Source organism: Methanobrevibacter olleyae, from assembly GCF_900114585.1.
Classification (GTDB): Archaea; Methanobacteriota; Methanobacteria; order Methanobacteriales; family Methanobacteriaceae; genus Methanobrevibacter; species Methanobrevibacter olleyae.
Window position 1 is genome coordinate 13,978 of the sequence record NZ_FOTL01000012.1, and the last position, 17,652, is coordinate 31,629.

Genomic DNA, 17,652 nt, shown 5'->3' on the forward strand with positions numbered 1-17,652 from the left:
AAAGATTTACTCTTTTAATTGAGTCTTAATCACATACTTTAAAAGTAATTTCATAGAATACCAGTCTTTTCTATTAAATTGATTATTTAATATAGACTTAGAAACTCTATAAACTGTTTTTTTACTTAATAAACCAACTCTATATTGATCTAAAAGATGGATAATTAAAGAAACATTTGCTACAAGTTCTGGATTTTTAGAAACTTTTACTAAAGATAAAATAAATTCTTTTTTCTCTTCTTCATTATCAATTCTTATATAATCTGTTAAATAATTGTTATAAAAATCATCTAATTGTAATTTAAATCTATCTAATCTAACTAGAGCATTTAATTGATAAGATGGAGTTAACCATTGTACTTTTGCTAAAGATTCTTTTATAGATTCAATAACAACTTTGGCAATAAGTTCACCTATTTTAGCATGCTTACTAACATTTTCAATTGTATTTTCACTGTCTAAATTAGAAAATATAGCAATTCCATCAGTTCCTGTACCGGTAGCCACTTCTAGAGAATAATTACTTGAAGCCATCAAATCCCTAAGTGCAACTGTTTTAGCTTCTATTGCAATCATTTCAGCTAAAAGTAGTGAACTTTCATCTAATTTAGAATTAATTAAAACAATAATATTTATAGTTCCAAGTTTAATAGGGTTTTTATCCTCTAAATCATCTTTCTTATCATCATAATTATTTTCAGAACTAAGTTCACCAATATCCAAATCATATTGTCCATTTATTTCATAATAAGAAGCTAAATCACCTGCAGAAACTGCATTTACTCTAACACCAGCAGTTGTAATAGCCACAACTTCAATATCCCGATACCTTTGGCAAGCTATTGCAAAATTTTCAATTTTTGCAGAGGTAATAAGCCCGCTTAACTTATTAGTTCGTAAATCAAGATTTTTATAAAAATCACAAGACAAATCTTTTAAGAAGTCTAAAATGCCACTATCTTCATATTTATCAATATTCTCTTGAGATAATTGATGATTAAACACAGCAGCTAAATCTTCATTGTATCCTCCATTTAACCAAGAACTTACTATACCATTCTTTTTTGAAGCAAATTTAACAAGTAGGGTGTTAGAATTCTTTAATACTTCATCACCATCACTTGTTTTTTGTAATAATTTAAAATCTTTGTTTTGATTAAATGTCATATAAGTTCCTCAAAATAGAATAAAATAAAATTTTTAATTTAATTTCTTTCTAATAATACTTTATAAAAAATAAAAAATTTAATTTCTTTCTAATAATATTTTATAAAAAATAAAAAATAATAATTTAACATCTATAATTATTTATTTTAAATCTTTAAAAAATAAAAAAATAAGTAAATTTATAAAAGTCTTTCAGTCTCTTTTATAAACTTTTCAGCTTGAATAATCCTTTCATGAGCAATTTCTTTAGAAATCGTATCAATAGCATCATAATCAGCATTCTTTACATATTCCCTACCAAAAATACTAATTAAAGACTTATGAGAACTTATATCATAGCCATCTTTAACTAATAATGCTAGCTGATAAGAACATTACATAATAAGACCTACCTAATGAATCACCATATTGACCAATTTCATACAATACCTTATGGAAACTAATTTACTTTTTGCTTTATTAATAAATGCTTTACTTTCATCCAATTACTACACCATCCTCTAAAACATTAGTTAAGAAATTAAAGTCCTTTGTTTCATTAAACTGTTTTTCAGATAAAACATATGGGGAAATAAGCTCTTGTTTATCTAAAACAACTTTAAAAACCTCATCAGTAATTAGAGAATCAATTTGTTCCCACTCATTAGAAATAATCAAAATATCAATATCAGACTCTTCACTATCTTCCCCACGAGCTACAGAACCAAATAATATAATCTTTATAATTTTATCTGATTTAATAGCCTCTGCAAACTCACGAGCAATTTCAACACGATTATTCATTATATAACCACCAAAAGATTATTTCATATAATAGATAATATAAATTTTATAAATTATAAATATTATCATATTGTAACTCTGAAAAAACACAAATATGATTTAAAGTAAAGAAAAAAATAATTTGATAAAAAATAAAAAACTTAATTAATCCTTTTTAAATCTAATTAACTTTAAAAAAGAAAACTTAATTAATCCTTTTTAAATCTAATTAACTTTAAAAAAGAAAACTTAATTAATCCTTTTTAAATCAAATTAACTTTAAAAAAGAAAACTTAATTAATCCTTTTTAAATAGAATTAACTTTAAAAAAGAATAATGATTAAAAATCAGTTAATTTTCAATCATTATCAGTTTATTCCATTTAAAGGTCTTTATAAACCTTAGCTAATCCCCATCCTTCACCAGAAGAAGTACTAAGATCATGTGTTATTAAGAAAGAACCTTAGTCAGAAAGGCTAATACTTTCACTTTCAGATGAATTACCAGATAAATATTTTACCTTTGCCCTAGTAAACATCTTTTTAAACCAGTCATACAATACTACTAAAAGTACTGCATTTGTTACACCATGAGTTAAATCATAGCTAAAACCATTGATATATAATGCAATTATTGGACTTATTTCTAAAGCTGTTCCAGAATAGAAGATTGCAGAAACATCTGTAATCCATCCATATAATAATCCCCATAGCAATCCAAATACAATCCTGAAAGCTACATTATCAAATTTAGAAGCAAATAAACCTGCAGTTGCCCCCATAAGTCCCCATGCAAGCATCTGGAAGAGGACCCAATATCCCATTCCCATAAATAAACCTGATACTAATGCAGTTAAAGCACCTACTAAAAAGCCTTCTTCCTTAGAAAAAACAGCACCAACCATTATTATAATAAATGATGCCATATTTACAGCAGGAATTGACATAAGAATAAGACGCCCTACAACAGCAACAGCTGTTAAAACAGCGATCAATACAATTGATTCAACTGTTGGCTTTTTTTGCTCATACATTTTAAATACTGCATAAATAAGTCCAGCAAGTAATAATATTAAGAAAATAACCATTGTAATTGTAAATATGGGGCCATTTACAAGTTCACTAGTACTTGCTGAGGCATTTGTTAACATTTCATCCATTGCACTCATTATCACACACTCTAAATAAATAACATCTACAAAATATAATCTTTCTTATAAACATTTATAATCTTAAAAATATCTATTTTAAATCCCATTTGGATTTTACATCATTAAAAGTAACTATTTCAGGAATATATTCCTTAACCATCCTATTTGTAAAGGTAGTATAGAAGTTATTCTCTGCAAATATGACCTTAGGATCATCATCTATTTGAATATCCCTATCAAATAACATCAAACAACGTTTACAATTATTAGCAACAAAATCTAAATCATGACTTGACATCAATATAGTTAATCCATTATCCCTTAAAGAATTTAAAATATCTGCAAGAGCCTTACTAGAGATTGGATCTAGACCTTTTGTAGGTTCATCTAATATTAGAACATCTGCATTTTGAAGTATTGCCTTAACGATCACTATCTTTTCTTGTTCTCCACCACTACAATCATAGGGATGCTTATTAATTAAATCAGAAATATCAAAGAATTCTATTAAATCTTTAAATTTAAACTTAGTATTATCAAATTCTAAACTATTTAAAATATCCGATTCAATAAATTCTTCATTAGAGAGTTTTAATAGTTTTTCATATTCCTCTTTATTAAAATTAATATTATTATTCCTATTATCATTGCCTTTTTTATCATTTAATTTATTAAATAAATTAGATTCTATAATAGATTCTAGAAACTCCTCTTTTACATTATCTTTAGAAAAGTGAATCATAGGATTTTGATGAACATAAGCTAGTTTAATGCCTTTTTTGTACTTTAGCTTACCTTTAATTGGTTTTAACATCCCTACTAACAATTGTAAAAAGGTTGATTTACCTACCCCATTTCCACCAATTAAACTTACAAATTCACCTTTATTTAAATCAAAGTCTAGATTTTTTAATATAAGGTGGTCTCTTTCATAAGCAAAGTATATTCCTTTCATTTTTACTAATACATCTTTATTCCTATTTAATGAAAGTTTATCTATAATAGCTATTTTTTCTTGAGAATGATATCTTTTACTGGATTGAGCTATATGATTAGAAACTAAATTATTAGAATAATCATCATCACCACTTATTTTAATTAAATCATCATGAATTGTATTAAGGCATCCCCTACCTTCACGAATACTTAAAGGAGTATTCAATTTAGATAAACTTGGATACTTTACTGATAATGAGTTATAAATTTTAGTAACAGTAGGAAGATAATTTTCAAATATATCATCATCAACTACATCATCACAAATATCATGTGAATTACCATTAAATTCTATTCTGCCATTTTTTAAAAAAACTGCTTTATCTATGAATGGGAAGATACTGTCTGCTTTATGTTCACTCATAATAACAGTTATAGAAAATTCTTCATTTAACCTTCTAACTATTGATAAAAATTCATAAGAGGCAATCGGATCAAGTTGTGACATTGGCTCATCAAGTAGAAGAACTTTAGGCCTTAAAACTAAAAGAGAACAAAGATTTACCAATTGTTTTTGTCCACCAGATAATTCATTTACATTTTTATGTAAAATTCCATTAATACCAAAGAAAGCTACTATTTCACTAATTCTATTTCTTATCTCTTCTGTTGGAAGAGCAATATTTTCTAATGGAAAAGCAATCTCCTGAATTACAGTATCTGTTACTATTTGACTATCTGGGTTTTGAAATAGATATCCAATATCACATCCAGAGGAGATATCATCTAAATCTTGTATTTTAACTCCATTAAACTTAATTTCACCAGTTCTTACACCAGCAGGCATCAATTCTTTCTTAAGATTAGTTAGTAAAGTTGTTTTTCCACAAGCTGATGGCCCACATAATAAAACAAAATCTCCATAGTTAATTTCAAGATTGATATTGTTTAAAGCTTTTGTTTGTGATTCAGACCCATCAGAATTAAGATATGAAAAGCTAAAATTATTAAATTCAATTAATGCCATGAGCTCTCTCCCATTAAATGATAATTTTTAAATGAAATTAATTTGATTGATATTAGAAATTAATGCCATATAAGATACGTTCCTTAATTTCTAGATAAATTAAAGGTAATAAAAATACTACAAATGATAAATAATAAATATTGAATGGTAAATTACTAAATGAAAAGTCAATAGATGGATAAATATTAATCATTCCCACTCCTTGAATTAATCCAACTATTATAATTGATACAGTAACTATAATTATTAATAAAAATAGATAATCTGCATTTGAAAACCTATATGATAAATAGCTAGTTCTTTCAGTTACATTATAAGCTCTTGCTTTCATAGATTTAGCTGTAAACATAGATTCTTCTAAAGACCATGAAACAGTTATTCCCATTATCCTACCAAGTGTTTTTGCTTCTTTAATAATGGATGAAATTCTTTTATTTGATTTAAGTTTATTAATTAATTTAGAATTATAGTTAGTATTAAAATTAGAGTTAAATTTATCTAAATCTATTTTTTCTAAATCATTGCCTTTTTCATCATTTTCACCTAATTCATAATCATCACCATCAAATTCAATTCCATTATTTTTTAAACTATTTAACTTTTGAACTTCAATAGCTCTTGAATTGATTAATGGAATAAATCTTAAAGCCATAAGAATTATCATAGAAATAATTGGTAACTTTTTAGAAAAGATATAAAGCATTTCTTGGTAAGAAACTGATCTATTGTAAGATGCAAAGACTAAAATAACAATAAATAATGCTAAAGACATTAAAATACCATAAGCAATAGCTTCATAAGTTAGAAAAAAATTAGACCCTAAATATATTTTATGAAATCCTGTTCTATTCAGTAAAGGATTCAATATTATTATTAAAATACTTAGGGGAATAAAAAATTTCATCATATTTTTTAACTCAGAACTTATTCCTTGAAGACTAATTAAAATAATCATTAAAACTAAAAAAGTCAATACAAAGTAAGGGTCACTGAAAATAAACGCAAAGAGAACCATAATAAAATAATAAATCAAATAAACTCCTGGATGAATAGATGTAAGTTCCATAAATAGTTCCCCTAATTTCAATGCTAAGCCATTTAAGTGATATCTAATTTCAGTCTGAATTAATTATAATTTCAAAACTTTATTAATCTAACAGTTTCTTTAAAATTAAATATTTTTTAAATAAATTCATTTAATAAACAATTTAATATTTAATTTGTAATCTATATAAAGCTTTCTTTAAAAAAAATAAAATAAATTTGATTCATAGAAAAAATCAGCAATAAAACTAAAAAATAACTATAAAAATAGAGAAAAAATCAATAAAAACACTATGCTTTAGGATTAAATTAAAAGAAAATATCAATCATCCCATAATCTAGCAAAATCGAATAAAAAAAACATTACCTTTAAATAGATCTTTATCCTAAAACATAGTCTTCAACACAATTTATAAACCTATAAAATATATTTTATAAAATATAAATTATAATTGATACTAATATTTTCTTAAAACTTAATTATAAAATTTAGCATAACAAAGAAAATAAAAAAGATAACCAGTTTAAAAAAGTAAAAAATAAAAAAGATAACCAGTTTAAAAAAGTAAAAAATAAAAAAAGAAAAAAATTTTGGTCCAGGTTTTTGAGCCGAAGGCTCAAAAAGCTGGGTTATAAATCCCTTTTAGAACGTTTAACAAGTTCTGAAGCACAAGCAAATATAAGCAATAATATTATAATAAGTACAGGAGCATTCATTCCACCTAAAGATAATGAACGAACTGCAGCTGCTGGGTTTTCATCTAGATTTAGATTATAAGCAGTAGCTGATTCAGTTACTGGAGCAGATGATGAGGTACCTACAGTGTTTCCATCTAAAATAGTGGAATTAGAATAAACACTATTAGCCTTTAAATCAGAATGTTGACCAGAGCCATTATCCTTAGTAGCATTCCCATTTGTATTAGCTGAAGATGAAGGATCAGCTGATGGAAAACCATCAGAATGAGATCCACTTCCAGAGCTTGAGCCTCCAGAATCAGTTCCAGTTCCTCTACTAGATTCACCATTACTTGGATCTCTCACATCATTTTTATAAAATATGTTATCTTTACCACCAATATCATCATATAATTGATTATTTGGAGTGATAACATCTGGATGACTTGTAGGTTCATAGTCAAGTAAATCTAATAAATTATAAACAGTACCATTTTTCCTAACTATCATAGGAGAATTTGGACTATCATACATTATATCTTTTTCAGTAAATACTATTTTAGAATTTGGATGTTTTAATTTCCATATTCTATTTATCTCTTTTATAATAGGAGAAATTAAAGGTTTTAAAGAAGGAAGGCTATTATTTATAACTTTATTACCTTTAGAATTATACAATGCTATGCCTCTAACAACTAATGATTTATCACCATAATCAAAATAATTATCATAAATCTCACAATTATCAGAATCATAAGCTTCTAATAAATAATTAACTCTTGCATTGCAAAATATATTATTTTTATAAAACTTAGTATAATCAGCACCTTCTAAAATACCACCATAGGATACATTTCTAGCTATACACTTAATGTTATTTCTTGCTATTGTTGTATTAATAGAGTTATAACCTGCTATAATACCTGCAGAATAATAAGTTCCATTTACAACTATATTATTATCAGTGAAACTATTATTAGCAGATATCTGATCTCTTTTACCAGTTTCAGCACCTAAAACTCCTAAACCATAAAGGTAAGGGTCTTTAGCTCTAATATTAACATTATTATGATGAACTTTATTATTGTTACTTCCATAATACAAATCGATACCAACAATAGAATTTGTAGATTCTTTAGAAGAATAATTATTAACACCAGAAGTGGCATTTATATTATTATACCCAATATCGTTAGAAGATGAATAGAATAAAATAATACCATAAGTTTTATAGACTTCTGGAATAACTATACCTTCTGCATAGTTATCATCAACACTGATAGAGCTATCTACCTTAATAGTTGAATCATAAAGATGAGCCTTTTTAGTACCATTAACAAAAACATTATTGTTTTTTAATGTATTTTTATTAGAATCATAAAGTATGATTCCAAAAGTTAATGTATTAGCTTTAACTTTAATTGTGTTATTTAAAATATTACAGTTAGAAGATTCGGATATATAGATTCCATATCCATTATCAAAACTATTTAATTGAATTTTATTATTTATAATACTTACATATTTTACATTATCCAATAAAATAGCAAACCTATGGTTATCATCTGCATTATTAGGATTTGAATTAGTTATAGTAAATCCATCTACATAAACATTATCAGATTCAATTTTAATAACAGAATCTAATAACTTTGCAGAATCAGACTTTAAATAAACTGGATGATTTAAAATAATTCTTTTATTGTTAAAATTACCTCTAAACACTAACTCATAGTCACTATAATCTGATTTTAGATAGGAATTTTCATCAAAGCAGGTATAGAAATTTCCCTCTGTAACAATGAATCGATTTCTTATAATATTGATTTTAGATGAAATTTCACAGGGATTATAATTATCATTTCCTGCAAAACCTATATTCATTTCATAATTGCCGATATTTAGATTTAATCGTAATCTTGCCCTACCTTCTGAATCAGTAGTACTTATGTAATCTTTATTCAATATATTAAAAATTACCCTTTCACCACCAATTGGATTTCCAATCCTATCTTTTAAGTAAACAAGAAAATCATTACCCTTAATAACATAACTACTTACAATGCTAATTCTTGTATTGATTTTATCATCACTATATGTACCACTACCATTAGTTTCACTACCATTAGTACTTGTACCATTAGTAGTATTAGTAGTACCGTTAGTATCATTAGTTGTATCGTTTCTTTCTATCTCTGAAGGATCTGTCATATTTACAATTAGACCATTAATGGTATTGTTATAAATAGCATTATGAGATGGCATAATTGGATTTCTATTAGTATATTTTAATAGTGCAATAGCATCAGAGCCTCCAGATATATTAATTATATTATCACAAACTAATGAATAACTAACATTACCTCTTAGTACAATAGCACTTTTATCAGTAGATATGTAGTTATTCTTAATAGTTATGTTTTCTGCAAGACGAGAGGTGAAAATCATTACTCCAGATGAATTTAATCCAATTAAAGTGTTATTTTCAATAATAACATTAGATTTTGTAGTGTTAATACAGTTTGCAGATTCACTATAAATTGTATTATCTATTATTTCTAAATTTACACCAGTGTTTAAAATTGAATCAGAACCAATGGATTTTAATGTATTGTTAACTATTGAATTATTTTTACCAGTATTTTTAATAGCTACAACATTTCCATCATCATTCCAAGTATGAACATCTGTATATTCAGTAGAGATATTATTATTTGAAATTCTAATATTTTCTCCGCTAGTGAAAATAGCTGCAGGTCCACCAATGTTTGATATTGTATTATTGTATATCAAAGTATTTGAAGCATCAACAATTATTGCATAAAATGCATTTTCTATTGTATTATTTGCTATAACTCCACCAGGCCCACTTGCAGATTGCATTAAATAAATTGCATAGCAATAAGAATTATAAGTACCATTTCTACTTTTAAGGTAATTATTTGCTATAATGTTTCCACTACAAACTTCATCATCTATTGTCATGAAATCTCCATTACCATATGCAGATTGATAAATCATATTTGCCATTTCAGACTCAATGTAATTATCTCTTATTTCATTATATGATGAAGCTGTCATTGGAATAGTTGAGCTTTTGCCAGATAATATTCTGTTGTTGATAATTTTATTATAGCTTGCATTTGACATCATAACAGCAAAACATTTATAAAGACTGACATTAATGAGAGAGTTTGTAATTATGTTATTTGATGAGTTTATAATGCTTATACCAGATAAATAATATTTTGAACCAGTTACCTTTTCTTTTGTATTAATAATACGAAGATTATTTAATACAGAACCAGAGCTTCCATCTATAAGACGTATTAAACAATTAGATAACATATCCTCATTATCAGATACTATATTTAATCGTTTATTAATAGTAAAAACCTTATCAGAAATACTTTTGATTTTTATGGTATCCCCATCTTTAAGAGTACCTGATCTTATTAATCCATCCTTTGATGAATCAAAGTAAGCTGAATAGCTTGAACTGTCAATTATGATTGGTTCTGAAGAGGAAACTATATTCTCTTCTAAGTTGGAAACTAATGAACCTCTAAGTTTATTAGAATCCTTAGTCTTTGAATCACTAATTTCATCATCTGGATTATTTGAATAAGTGTTACCGTTTTCAAAATCATTTAAATTGTTTAAATCATCTGAATCACTAATCTCATCACTACAGTCATCATTACTGTTTAAATTATCAGAATCTGATATGCTAATTGAATTATCAAATACACCATCTGATGAGTTAGTAAAGCCATCAATATTATCACTTGCACTAACTACACTTAAAGATAAAAATAATATCAATGCTAAAGCAATAAAGGAAGGCAATTTCATTTTATCCGTAATTTCACCTCCATTTAAATTTCTATAATTTAATCTTTATTGAATATATTATATATAATTATCCAAATAAATTGAAAAAATATAAAATAGAATTAAATTCTAATTGATAAAAATATAAAATAAGATTTAAAAAAAATAGAAAAAAATAAAAAATAAAGAAAAAAGAAAAAAATAGTTAATATTTAGACATAAAATCTAAAACTGCATCAGATAATACGTCTAAATTAGATAAATACTCTTCATACCATCTATTTCTAAGTTTAGAAACAATATAAGCTACTGCACCAGATCCAATACCTACAACAGTTGTATCAAATGCAACTATCAAAGATTGGGATAATGTATTTACATCCCCTGAACCAAGTGCTGCAAGACCAGTACCTAATGAAATTAAAGTACCCATCAAACCAAGAGTTGGTCCAATACGAGTGATGATATCAGTAATTTCAAGAGATTTATCTGTTAAATTTTCCTCATTTTCAATTAATTTACAGGCAAAAGCTTCTCTTGAGTTAAGAGATAAATTCTCAGTACTTGCTATTTTAACCAAAAGATTTAATTAAAATATATTAAAAATTAAATTAAGATACTCACCTAAATAAATTATAAATAGGCCAATAATTGCTTTAGCCAGATTCTTTAAATTGCTGGGTTTATTGAATTTATAATATAAGTAAATTGTTAGAACAATTAAACATATGCTTAATAATATAGTAATTTGAAGCATATGAATAGGAATACCCATTTGAAAATATATAATTAAAGGAGGTATTAAAAAAACCATTAAAGCTAAAGTAGATAAAATGTTTTCAATATTAGATACATTCATAAAATCACACATTCATATTTATATTAAAATATTAGAATTCTAATCCAAAAAGGCATTATAGATTTTTTAATCAATGCAAAAATAAATTAAAAAATCCAGTTTAGTTTTTATAATATTGTAATTAATTTTTAAAAATATTCACATTAAAATTAAATATAAATTTTTTCTTAAAATTTAAAAATTATTATAATCATAAAATAATATTAAATATGTCAATTCCACTTTAAATACACATATCTTACTAGAATCTTAAGTATCCAAGACTAAAAATAATTATAAGTTTCTTCAACAGTCATGTTTCTCTTACCTTTTTCACCATCAATATAAATAGCAGAAGACCTATCAAGTTCAGTAGTTCCTTGTTTATATTTTACTTCAATATAATCATAATGAGTAGGTGACTTAGGAATAACAATCACTCTACCCTCCCAAAATGCAACATCATGTAATCCAATATAATTCCACTTATCATCAGATAAAAATTTATTTCTAAAACATATAATCATCTTACCCTCAGAGGTTAAAATAGTCCCTATAGAAATAAGAATACCACCTCCAAGAGTAGCAGGAATACTTGAAAAACCTATGGCTAAACTTCCTAAAGATAGTCCTATTTCAGTTATCCCTGGCGAATGATAACAAGTAAAATTCCATAAATCAGATAAAATTGTTTTAATAGTACCAAAATGTATGGATTTAGAACATAATTCAGACCCAAGAATACTTTGAAGTTTATAAATCAAATTATTTGTTAAATTATCATGAAAACAAAAAGTATCATCATTAGAAAGAACACCTTTATATTCAAAATCATTTTCAATAATATATTCACGAACAATTCCACTATCTGAATCAAAAGATAAAGAAATATTTTCTAATTCTGGAACAGTTATAACAACATGGTTATTTTTTTGATCAAAAACAAAACCATAACCATCCAAAATAGCATCAATAACATTTGCACCAGATTTGTTTATAGATGCTCCAGATAATCTTAAAGACATAGTTTCCAATTCAGATAAATAACTTGAACAATAAAAATTAAAAAATTTTATATTGTCCTCTTTTCCAATAACATCCATACCCATACTTGCATCTGGACAATGAATAAAAACTCTGCCTATCTGAGATATTCCTGAAAATAAAGTTAAAAAAGTACTACGATTCCAAGTAACATTAAATAATTCACTTCCCTCATTAGCTAGAGAGTCACTAAACCAAATAGTAGACAGAGCAGATAAAAAAGTACCATAAGCTGCTTTATTACCTCCAACTGTAAAAGAACTATTTTTAGATAACCAATAATCAATATCACCATAATCAATAGGTTTATTTACTATAGCAAAACTATGAATTAAATCAAACCCACTATCAGACTCAAAACCATAATTTAGTTCTTCATTCTTTTTAATTGTACTATTATTACATGAGAATACTGTTCTAATAATTTCATTACTCCATGAACTAGAAATGAAATCCCCTGAAAAAATTATACTCATAGTTTCAATACCATTTAATAAAAAAGAAACTTTCTTATAAAAATATTCCCCTCCGTAGTTATAAACAACACTAAACTGATTAACATTTAAATCAGCATTATCATAGTAAGTAAAATGAATATAATCCTCAGAATCAACATATAAAAGAATACCTGAACAATTAGGATTAAAATTATAAATATCTCCATAATTGCCATTAAATCGAGTTTCTGATTGATAACCTAAATATCCTAATGGAATAAAGAAATAAGATCCATAATGACAGAATTCTTGTGGCGTTTCAGCTCCAGATTCATAAAAATAACTACTATTTAGTGTATTAATCATAATTTGTCTATAAAAAGGCCACGAATTACTTAAACTAAATTCATAATAAAAATTAGGTTTTAAAGACTTTACAACAAAATTACTACAATGTAGTGAACTATTGAAATTATTTAAAGAAGAGTAATATAAAATACTCCAATTACCTTCAGTTAAATTAATATTAACAGAAGATATACCATTATACCAAATTGATCCATTATCAAAACTATAATAAATTATAGCATTATTTGAACTAGTTGATAAATTAATTAATAAATTTTCACAATGATAAATCCCATCATTTCTATTAGAAAATACATTAGGAGAATTTACAATAATATTAACAGTTGTATTAAATCCATTATAAAAATCATCCCCTTTAAAATCAATTGTTGTAGAATAAAAACCTGGAGAACAATTAATTGGTAAAAACACATTTCCAAAATTATCAGTAGTGGCACTATAAGAATTATTACCAATGAAAAAAGTAATACTTCTATTAACCAAACTCTTATGTTTGATATCTTCCAAGCGAGCATATAACAAATTATTATCACCATAATTCTTTACTAAATTATTAGCAATAATATTAGTATCAACTTTGCTTATCTTAATCTGAGTCCTTTCAGTAGAATTTAAATAAATATTATCCCCTAAAAACTTTACAGAACAATAATAATCACCAGGTTTTAATATAGGTAATGAAAAAGTAGCAATTCCCTCATAATTAGTTGTTAAATTATAATTAACATTATTAATTTCTAAAATTACAACTTTATCACTAATACTATCCCCATATCTGTCCTTTAATAAAACAACCAATTTATTATCATAATCTATCACAGAATCTAATACAACAAGATTAGTATCCAGTTTATTAACAGTAACAGTTACTGTTTTACTTGAAGAAGTATTTATCCTATCACCAGCAAACTTAACTAGACAAGAATAAGAGCCTGGATTTAACTTAGGCAAAGATAAACTAGCCTTACCACTCGAATCAGTAGTACGAGAATAAGTAACCCCATTTATTAGAAAACTAATTGATTTTCCCTTAATAGATTTACTACTACTATTTTGCAAAGTAGCAACTAAGTTAACGGAATCATTATAATAACAAACTAAATTATTTGCAAGTAATTTAGTATTCCACTTTTTAACAGTGATAGTTACTGTTTTACTTGATGCTGCATAAGTAGAAGTTCCTGCAAACTTAACAAGACAAGAATAAGTGCCAGGATACAAAGTAATACCCTTAGTAACACCCAAAACTACTTTTCCATTAGAATCAGAAGTACGATTATAAATTTTACCATTAACTTTAAAAGTAATTTTCAATCCTTTTATAGGCTTATTAGAGCTAGTTTTTATATAAGCAACTAACTTGCTGCCATCATAATAATTCATATTCAAATTAGAAGCAACAACCTTTGTTTTAGTCTTAGTAGATTTAGTAGTAACAGAACTTCTATCATTAACAAGAGAAGGACTATTCACAAACTGAGTATCAATACCAAAACTATTAACAGAACTATTTGAATCAACATTAGAAATTAAACATTCCCCATCATTGAGATTGTTATTTGCCTCAACCTTATTTTTTGAATAAAATTTTTCATTAGACTCTTGATTAACAAGCCTAATATTTTCATTGTTATCAATTTCTAAAGAATTAGAACTTCCAGTAGATGGCAAATTAGAATTTAAATATCCACTAATATGCTTATTTTCAGCACCATCAATCGCAAAAACAGAATTTAAACAACATAAACATAAAAACAAAACTAAAACTAAAACTAAAATTTTATTTATAAAATTATTACTAATCTTCATATAAACCACAAAAAGAAACTAATATAATTTTAGTATGGAAAACATATTAAATTAAAAGACAATCTTAAAACCATTATTTAGAATATGATAAAATTTTAATAAATTTTCAAAAGACTAAAATTTTTGATGAATAAAATATTAACATAACATATATAGAATTCTCTATAATTAATATTATAAAAACATTACTATTGAACAAAAAAATATTATTATCATTAAAATTAATTAAAAAATGAACTATTTTTATTTATTTTACTATTTTCTAAAAAATATTTTTTTTAAAAAAAATATATAAAAATATTTTAATAATTCTTAAACAATATTTAATATTTTCCTATTTTTTTAATAAATTAAAATACAATTTTATTAAATAACTTTTAAAAAAAATAGTATACCATAAAAACACATATTTAATTTAAATAAATTATAATATATTAAGTTATAATTTAAAAGAAGAATGATTAATTCAAAAATAAAAATAAACCAATTAGACAAATTTAAAAAAAAGGACTGTAAAATTTTTATAGGCTTAAATTTATTTTTAATTATTTTATTTATAAATAAATGAGTAAATTTTTATTTTTAAGCCTAAACCTTTTTACAAGCTCAAAAAAAATAAAAAATAAAGAAAAAAGAAAAAAATAGTTAATATTTAGACATAAAATCTAAAACAGCATCAGATAATACGTCTAAATTAGATAAATACTCTTCATACCATCTATTTCTAAGTTTAGAAACAATATAAGCCACTGCACCAGATCCAATACCTACAACAGTTGTATCAAATGCAACAATCAAAGATTGGGATAATGTATTTACATCCCCTGAACCAAGTGCTGCAAGACCAGTACCTAATGGAATTAAAGTACCCATCAAGCCCAGAGTTGGTCCAATACGAGTGATGATATCAGTAATTTCAAGAGATTTATCTGTTAAATTTTCCTCATTTTCAATTAATTTACGGGCAAAAGCTTCTCTTGAATTAAGAGATAAATTCTCAGTACTTGCTATTTTAACCAAAAGAGTCCTTTGAGTTTGTGGAAGTGGGGAGTTATTAATTTTAGATTTTAAGGAATCAAGAGAGTCTGAATTATTAATATCTAAAATTAAATTAGAAACATCAGCAACAGAAACCTTTGCTCTTGAGGTATATTCATAAATAAGCCCTCCTAATGAGACCACCACAACAACTACAAAAATTAATAATATAATAACTACTGGTATTAAAAGACTTTGTGAAATTAAATTAAGTCCAGTGGTTAAAAAATCACCACCAGGAATTGTCATTACCATCATAATCACCTATAAACATAAAATATAACCAAATAATAAATAATATTTAATTTTAATTTTAATTTTAAAGAGTTAAAATCAAAACTTAAATTTCTAAATAAAATGAAATAAACTATTCAAGCCTATTATTTCTTTTTTTAAATAATACTCCAATACCAAGGAAAATAACTAGTAAAACTAAAAAAGCTATCCCTGAGCTAATTGGCATTAAACTTAATTCTGTAGATGGATTTTTAACTACCTCAGAAATTGTTGGAATTAAAAATCCAAATACAATAAATAAAAATCCAAAGATTAGCATCATACTTCCATAAATAATTGGATAGTGAGCTATACGATAATCTTCAATGAAATCTGAGAATGTATAAGTTACAATACTTATAAATATTAATAATACTGCTATAACAATAGCTAAATGAATTGTTGTGATAGTTAAGCTTAAATTAGCTGAATCAAATATAAAACTTGGAGCTAAAGCTGCAGAAGATAATATAAATAACCCATAAGATACTGGTATAAAATCTAAATATAATAATCCCTTTAAGATGCTATCATATTGTTTTTCTCTTTCCCAATGATAAATAGTAAATATTCCTAAAATTAATGAAATAAATGCCATCACCATATAGAAATAAAAATTGTTAACTGTTAAACTAATTAGAGCATTATAAAATGGACTTAAAACAATAATTATTAAAGCAATGATTAGAGAAAAAACAGCCGTTATTACAGCATGCTTCACTAAATCATATTTAAAAAATTTAGATAATAGTCCAGTTCCAATTCCAACTAGTAAAACTGCAGCTAGAATAATTATACCAAACAAACTAACTAATAAATTCATTATATCACAATATTTACAAAAGATTTATTTTAAAAAAAGAAATATTCGAAAAACTAATGAATAAAAAGATAAATAATATCATCCTTCTACCATAATCAGATTACCTGTTTTCGAATCTTTATAAACTTTTCCTTGTTCTACATAACCTTCTCCAGAGCTATTTGAAGTATCTGGAGTTTCATTTAATTGTTCACCCTGTGTAACATTAGTGATTTCACTAATAGACTCAATAGCTGCTTGCCTATCTTCAGGAGACATGTCACTAAAAATAACACTTTGTAAATTCCAGCCGATAACTGCAAAAATTAGAAATCCAAGAGCAAGAACTAACATAGCATCAACAAGATTTGTTGTTCCAGCCATAGGATCTTCTTCCTGACGTGAACGGCTTCTAGATTTCTTTCTAACCATATAAAACCT

General features: G+C 25.4%; 10 protein-coding genes and 1 pseudogene. All 11 read right to left on the minus strand.

The annotated features are described in order from the left end of the window. Positions 1–6: 6 nt before the first annotated feature. On the minus strand, positions 7–1,167 hold the full coding sequence (locus BM020_RS04650; RefSeq protein ID WP_067146182.1) for an adenosylcobinamide amidohydrolase: 1,161 nt from the start codon (positions 1,165–1,167) through the stop codon (positions 7–9). A 477-nt stretch (positions 1,168–1,644) separates the two neighbouring features. Further along, the gene (locus tag BM020_RS04655) at positions 1,645–1,950 is read right to left on the minus strand and encodes a nucleotidyltransferase domain-containing protein (protein ID WP_067146180.1); all 306 of its coding nucleotides are present in this window, start codon (positions 1,948–1,950) and stop codon (positions 1,645–1,647) included. Between the two features lie 442 nt (positions 1,951–2,392). Then, positions 2,393–3,097: an ECF transporter S component gene (locus BM020_RS04660; protein ID WP_067146178.1), complete on the minus strand. Its 705-nt coding sequence runs from the start codon at positions 3,095–3,097 to the stop codon at positions 2,393–2,395. A 73-nt stretch (positions 3,098–3,170) separates the two neighbouring features. Beyond that, the gene (locus BM020_RS04665; RefSeq protein WP_067146176.1) at positions 3,171–5,042 is read right to left on the minus strand and encodes an ABC transporter ATP-binding protein; all 1,872 of its coding nucleotides are present in this window, start codon (positions 5,040–5,042) and stop codon (positions 3,171–3,173) included. 52 nt (positions 5,043–5,094) lie between these two features. Continuing rightward, complete coding sequence (locus BM020_RS04670) at positions 5,095–6,108, minus strand: energy-coupling factor transporter transmembrane component T (RefSeq protein WP_234970518.1); 1,014 nt, start codon at positions 6,106–6,108, stop codon at positions 5,095–5,097. A gap of 608 nt (positions 6,109–6,716) precedes the next feature. Continuing rightward, a complete protein-coding gene (locus BM020_RS04675) occupies positions 6,717–10,619 on the minus strand; it encodes a right-handed parallel beta-helix repeat-containing protein (protein ID WP_074798399.1) in 3,903 nt (1,300 codons plus the stop codon). A gap of 184 nt (positions 10,620–10,803) precedes the next feature. After that, positions 10,804–11,181: pseudogene (locus BM020_RS04680) on the minus strand (MotA/TolQ/ExbB proton channel family protein); the annotation flags it as partial. Positions 11,182–11,720: 539 nt separating this feature from the next. Beyond that, positions 11,721–15,095: an Ig-like domain-containing protein gene (locus BM020_RS04690; protein WP_067146170.1), complete on the minus strand. Its 3,375-nt coding sequence runs from the start codon at positions 15,093–15,095 to the stop codon at positions 11,721–11,723. Between the two features lie 645 nt (positions 15,096–15,740). Then, complete coding sequence (locus BM020_RS04695) at positions 15,741–16,382, minus strand: MotA/TolQ/ExbB proton channel family protein (RefSeq protein ID WP_082762228.1); 642 nt, start codon at positions 16,380–16,382, stop codon at positions 15,741–15,743. 118 nt (positions 16,383–16,500) lie between these two features. Beyond that, positions 16,501–17,232 carry a DUF2162 family putative transporter gene (locus BM020_RS04700; protein ID WP_067146166.1) on the minus strand — a complete coding sequence of 244 codons (732 nt, stop codon included), beginning with the start codon at positions 17,230–17,232 and terminating at the stop codon, positions 16,501–16,503. 78 nt (positions 17,233–17,310) lie between these two features. After that, the gene (locus tag BM020_RS04705; protein WP_067146164.1) at positions 17,311–17,643 is read right to left on the minus strand and encodes a DUF2149 domain-containing protein; all 333 of its coding nucleotides are present in this window, start codon (positions 17,641–17,643) and stop codon (positions 17,311–17,313) included. Positions 17,644–17,652 lie beyond the last annotated feature (9 nt).

Coding starts and splice junctions, on each gene's coding strand:
- BM020_RS04675 (WP_074798399.1), bottom strand. CDS start 10,619: ATGAAATTGCCTTCCTTTATTGCTTTAGCATTGATATTATTTTTATCT.
- BM020_RS04690 (WP_067146170.1), bottom strand. CDS start 15,095: ATGAAGATTAGTAATAATTTTATAAATAAAATTTTAGTTTTAGTTTTA.
- BM020_RS04695 (WP_082762228.1), bottom strand. CDS start 16,382: ATGACAATTCCTGGTGGTGATTTTTTAACCACTGGACTTAATTTAATT.
- BM020_RS04665 (WP_067146176.1), bottom strand. CDS start 5,042: ATGGCATTAATTGAATTTAATAATTTTAGCTTTTCATATCTTAATTCT.
- BM020_RS04660 (WP_067146178.1), bottom strand. CDS start 3,097: ATGAGTGCAATGGATGAAATGTTAACAAATGCCTCAGCAAGTACTAGT.
- BM020_RS04705 (WP_067146164.1), bottom strand. CDS start 17,643: ATGGTTAGAAAGAAATCTAGAAGCCGTTCACGTCAGGAAGAAGATCCT.
- BM020_RS04655 (WP_067146180.1), bottom strand. CDS start 1,950: ATGAATAATCGTGTTGAAATTGCTCGTGAGTTTGCAGAGGCTATTAAA.
- BM020_RS04650 (WP_067146182.1), bottom strand. CDS start 1,167: ATGACATTTAATCAAAACAAAGATTTTAAATTATTACAAAAAACAAGT.
- BM020_RS04700 (WP_067146166.1), bottom strand. CDS start 17,232: ATGAATTTATTAGTTAGTTTGTTTGGTATAATTATTCTAGCTGCAGTT.
- BM020_RS04670 (WP_234970518.1), bottom strand. CDS start 6,108: ATGGAACTTACATCTATTCATCCAGGAGTTTATTTGATTTATTATTTT.